The organism is Phycisphaerae bacterium, assembly GCA_012729815.1.
Classification (GTDB): domain Bacteria; phylum Planctomycetota; class Phycisphaerae; order JAAYCJ01; family JAAYCJ01; genus JAAYCJ01.
The window spans coordinates 1-4,267 of sequence record JAAYCJ010000230.1 but is presented as its reverse complement, the minus strand read 5'-3'; the positions used below and the strand labels follow the sequence as shown (position 1 = coordinate 4,267).

General features: G+C 63.3%; 5 protein-coding genes. 1 reads left to right on the top strand and 4 read right to left on the bottom strand.

Going from position 1 to position 4,267, the window contains the following annotated elements; translation table 11 throughout:
• From GXY33_15200 to GXY33_15185, 4 genes are all read right to left on the bottom strand, one after another.
• Positions 1 to 433, bottom strand: a 433-nt coding sequence (locus GXY33_15200) for a GntR family transcriptional regulator (GenBank protein NLX06484.1), incomplete at its 3' end; no start/stop codon positions are given.
• 112 nt (positions 434 to 545) lie between these two features.
• Positions 546 to 1,748, bottom strand: a complete 1,203-nt coding sequence (locus tag GXY33_15195) for a Gfo/Idh/MocA family oxidoreductase (GenBank protein ID NLX06483.1) — start codon at positions 1,746 to 1,748, stop codon at positions 546 to 548.
• Between the two features lie 24 nt (positions 1,749 to 1,772).
• Complete coding sequence (locus GXY33_15190) at positions 1,773 to 2,189, bottom strand: YjbQ family protein (protein ID NLX06482.1); 417 nt, start codon at positions 2,187 to 2,189, stop codon at positions 1,773 to 1,775.
• Between the two features lie 74 nt (positions 2,190 to 2,263).
• Entirely contained in the window at positions 2,264 to 3,472 is a 1,209-nt protein-coding gene (locus GXY33_15185) for a hypothetical protein (GenBank protein ID NLX06481.1), read from the bottom strand.
• A gap of 241 nt (positions 3,473 to 3,713) precedes the next feature.
• Here GXY33_15185 and GXY33_15180 point away from each other — a divergent pair.
• The coding region (locus GXY33_15180) for a hypothetical protein (GenBank protein NLX06480.1) at positions 3,714 to 4,267 on the top strand (554 nt) is incomplete at its 3' end.

Here is a 4,267-nt window from a genome sequence, read left to right as displayed (position 1 = left end):
CGCGAAGGGCCTGATCGTGCCCTTGCGACGACAGGAACATCTGGAACGCCAGATCGTTCTCCGCCGCGTAACGCTTGACCCCTTCGCGGATATCGACCAGATGCACGTCCGGCTCAGCCGCCCACACCGCGGCGATCGTGCTGCGCCCGTTCCGCGACAGGGCGGTGGCGGTGGGAGTCTGCGAGACGATCGGCGCCGCGCCGGCGGCCACCATCACCCCTCGCTGCGGCACCTTGACCAGATCGCCCCGCTCAGCCAGCATCGACAGCACCTTCCGCATCGTCATCCGCGAAATGCCGTAGCTGCGGGCCAGCTCCCGTTCCGGCGGCAGCATGCTGCTCTGTGGAAACCGCCCACCCGCGATGTCCTGTGCCAAGCGTCGGGCGATCCGTGGGGCCTTGCTGTCGTAGACGGCCTGCGTCCCGTAATCCATACCAGCAGTATGGTTAATTTACGGCCAATGGTCAAGGAATATCCGCCCAATAGCCCAAAGATGCCAAAAAAGAGGAGCTAATACCGGACCGTCGGTCTAATATTGGCATTCTTCAGATGAGCTGTGGCTGGAGATCGCCATCGAAGCCAACCGCAATGCTGCCGTGGGCCAGGCTCAGCATGGCCGCTTCGAGGACGGCGGTGGAGATCAGTGCCTGGGCAGGTACCGGCCGGGTCAGGGCCAGTTTCTCGATCATTGCTCGGCGGGCCGCCAGGGCGTCCGCACCGCTCAGGCCGACCGTCCGTTTACAAAGGCGGGCGATGTCGTCCAGCGGCTGGATGATGCTCTGGCCGCCGTAGCCTTCCCACAGGTCGCGATCGGGGTCGTCCCAGTCGGTGAAAGGCTTGAAGAAGTGGGGGTTAAATCGCTCAAAGCCGTTGGCGGTGGTGACGAAGTTGCTGTGGCGGTCGGCGTTGTCAGCCCGGAACTCGCCTTCGGTGCAGGTGACCTGGAAGCCCTGGTTAGTCAGGTTCGGGTTGGCGTCGGGCAGCACCCATGAGGTCTGGACGTACTGAACCGCGTCGTTTTCCCACTCGATCACGGCCTGCACGGCGTCGTAGGCTTGGCTGCCGTGTTGGGGCAGGAACTTCTTCTGGCCGAACGCCAGAACCTTCCGCGGCCGCAGGCCCGTGATGTAATAAAACATGTCCACGTAGTGGCATCCGATGTACTCGAAGCTGCTGCTGTTTTCGGCCCAGAGGGCGAAGTTCTTGAGCGGCATTTCCCGGCGTTCCTCGATCCAGGCGTGGCTGCACAGGGCCTCGCCCATCTGACCGCGCTGGTACTTGTACCGGCAGGCCCGCAGGGCGTTGTCGTGACGCTTGTGAAAGTCGGTGTTGACGTACAGGCCCTTGGCCTTGGCCGCGGCGTCGATCCGGTGGGCCTCCTGGACCTTCAGGCACAGCGGCTTTTCGACGATGCAGTCGAACCCGGCGTCGATGGCCTCGAGTATGACAGGCGTGTGGAGATGGTCCGGCGTGGCCACAATGACCGCTCCGGGCCTCGGCAGGGCGGCGATGGCGTCCATATAGGCGTTCGGATGCGATGCCTCGGGCGAGGCCGTATCGGGGTCCGGCCAGGCCTCAAACGGCTCATCAGGGAAAAGCCTGCGGATGGTCCGGATCGTCGCAGACCGTCGTGTGGCGATCAACACCCGATCGACGTTGCCCGACCGGCGGAGTTGGAATACGGTGGGGAAGATCACTTCCTGCGAGATCATCCCACCGCCGACCACGAGGACGTTCAGCTTCGTCATGGGTACACCGCTTTGTTCGGGTCGCTATTCCCCGATGATCTTGACCAGCACGCGTTTCTTACGCCGGCCGTCGAACTCGCCGTAGAAGATCTGCTCCCACGGCCCGAAGTCGAAATCGCCGTCGGTGATCGCCACCACGACCTCGCGGCCCATGATCGTGCGCTTCAGGTGCGCATCGGCGTTGTCCTCGCCGTTGTTGTGGCGATACTGCGAGTGCGGTTTTTCCGGCGCCAGCTTCTCGAGCCAGACCTCCATATCCTGATGCAATCCACCCTCGTCGTCGTTGATAAAGACGCTGGCGGTGATGTGCATCGCATTGACCAGGCACAAGCCTTCGCGAATGCCGCTCTCGCGCAGGCACTCGCGGACCTCGCCGGTGATGTTGACCATCTGCCGCCGCTGCGGCACGCTGAACCACAGTTCCTTGCGATAGCTCTTCATGACGTCCTCCTCGTCGTGTGTGTTTGGTTGCTCGACAGGATACAGCAAACCCCAGCCGCCCTCAACGGGCAGCCTCAGTACGTGCCGCACGCGTCCAGCGCGTTGTACATGGCCATAACGTTCCCGGGAGGCACGTCCGGCTGAATATTGTGCACCTGGCAGAACACGAAGCCGCCGCCGGGAGCAAGAACGTCCACGCTCCGCCGGACCGCCTCCGCCACTTTGGACGGCGATGCGTGGTTCAGCACGGTCTGGGTATCGATACCGCCGCCCCAGAACGTCAGGTCCTTGCCGAAGTCCCGCTTGAGGCCCCGCAGATCCATGCCGTCCGCGCTCAGTTGAACCGGGTTGAGCGCGTCGACGCCGATCTCGATCAGGTCGGGAATAAACGCCCGGACCGCGCCGCACGAGTGGAAGAGAATGGGTTTGCCGAAGGCCCGCTTGACGTGGGCGAAGAGCGCCCGCTGGTACGGCTTGATCCTCTCCCGGTAGACCGCCGGCGAGAGCATCGGGCCGTTTTGGGTGCCCAGGTCATCGTTGAGCAGGACCACGTCCACGCTGTCTTTCAAGAGGGGCGCGAGTTTTTCGACGCGCCGGCGATACCCCTCGATCAGGCAGTCCAGCAGGGCGGCGGTCATCTTCTCGTCACTCATCAGATCGACCATGAAATTCTCGTAGCCGCGAAGCAGTTGCCCAGCGGCCAGCACGTGGCAACAGAGATTGAACACCACGCACTCGCCGCCCGCGTGGAGCAACTGCGCCCGTTGCCGCAGGTCGTCCGCCGACTCGTCCGCGAACGAAGGATAATCGAACGAAAACATGGTCTCCCTGTACTTCTCGATTTCCGCGGCGCTCGAGACGTTTTCCAGCGGCGGATTGATCGGGTCGAAGTAGTAGCCGCCTCCGGGCCGCCGGGCGACCTCCCGTCCGTCGGCGCTTCGCACGGTCGTTACGCCCTGTTCGTCGGTCGTCTCGCGCCAACCCTCCGGCAACAGCACGTCCAAGCCGCGAGGGTTCGTCTGGTGCATCCAGCGTTTCGGCTCGGGGGTCAGGTTGGCGGTGTCGATGCCGAACCTCGCCTTGAGCGGATCGCCGACGTAGGCCACGTACTGATACGGCTCGAAGACCTTCAACTCGGTCGGCATCTGGAGGTGGCTCAGCAGATCGCCCATGGCGTAAGCCGTCATTCCCGACGACTCGGTTCCTCCAAGATCCCGCGGCACCCGATCCGGTTCGCGGTGGGCAAGCGTCGTGAGCACTCGCTGGCGTGACGTCATTTCCACTGCATCCTCCTGCGCGGCAGATTTCAAAGGACCGCGAAAGACCGATTGTACCCTCCCAGCCGCCCAAGGTCCAGCAGGAGTTGACGGAAGAGCGGCTGGGCCACGTGCCTGTTGCGGAGAAATGCGAATATTCTGGGTGTTCCGAGTTTCTCCGCCCCGGCAGCCGGGCCTTCGGTTTACAATGGCCGACCGCGCGACTATCATTCCCAGTATCTTTGACGACGATGAAGGAGACGGTGGAATGGCCAAACAAGGCAAGACGACGGTGGTTACGCAGCAGGTGAAGTTCGAGGAGTTTAAGGCCGACCTGATGGCGATCGGCCTGTATCAGGATAGCCGGTCGGTTCCCGCGGCGTTCGCGAAGCTCGACAAGGCAGCCGACGGCAAGATTGCCGATCTGCTAAAGCTCGGCGACTTTGCCGGCAAGGCCAACGAGACGGCGGTGGTCTACGTGAACGGCAAGTCGCCTTGTCCGCGGGTGATGTTGGTGGGTTTGGGTAAGCAAGAGGACCTCAAGCTCAACACGCTGCGGCAGGCAGCCGGCGTCGCCGCGCGCCGGGCGGACCGGCTCGGAGCGGCCAAGGTCGCCCTTGCCCTGCACGCCTCGGTCGCAGGATTCGACGGCGAAGAGGTCGGCCGGGTTCTGGCTGAAGGCGCATTGGCGGGTCGGTACGACTTTAGGGACTACGTGACCCAGGAGAACACGAACGGCCGAAAGGTCGGCGATATGCGGATCACGATCGTCGAGCCGGAGGCCAAAACGCTCGGCAAGATCAAATCCGGTGCGAAGCTGGG

What these genes read in the sequence shown, in the direction of transcription:
- GXY33_15195 (NLX06483.1), bottom strand. Translation starts at nt 1,748, where the DNA reads ATGACGAAGCTGAACGTCCTCGTGGTCGGCGGTGGGATGATCTCGCAG.
- GXY33_15190 (NLX06482.1), bottom strand. Translation starts at nt 2,189, where the DNA reads ATGAAGAGCTATCGCAAGGAACTGTGGTTCAGCGTGCCGCAGCGGCGG.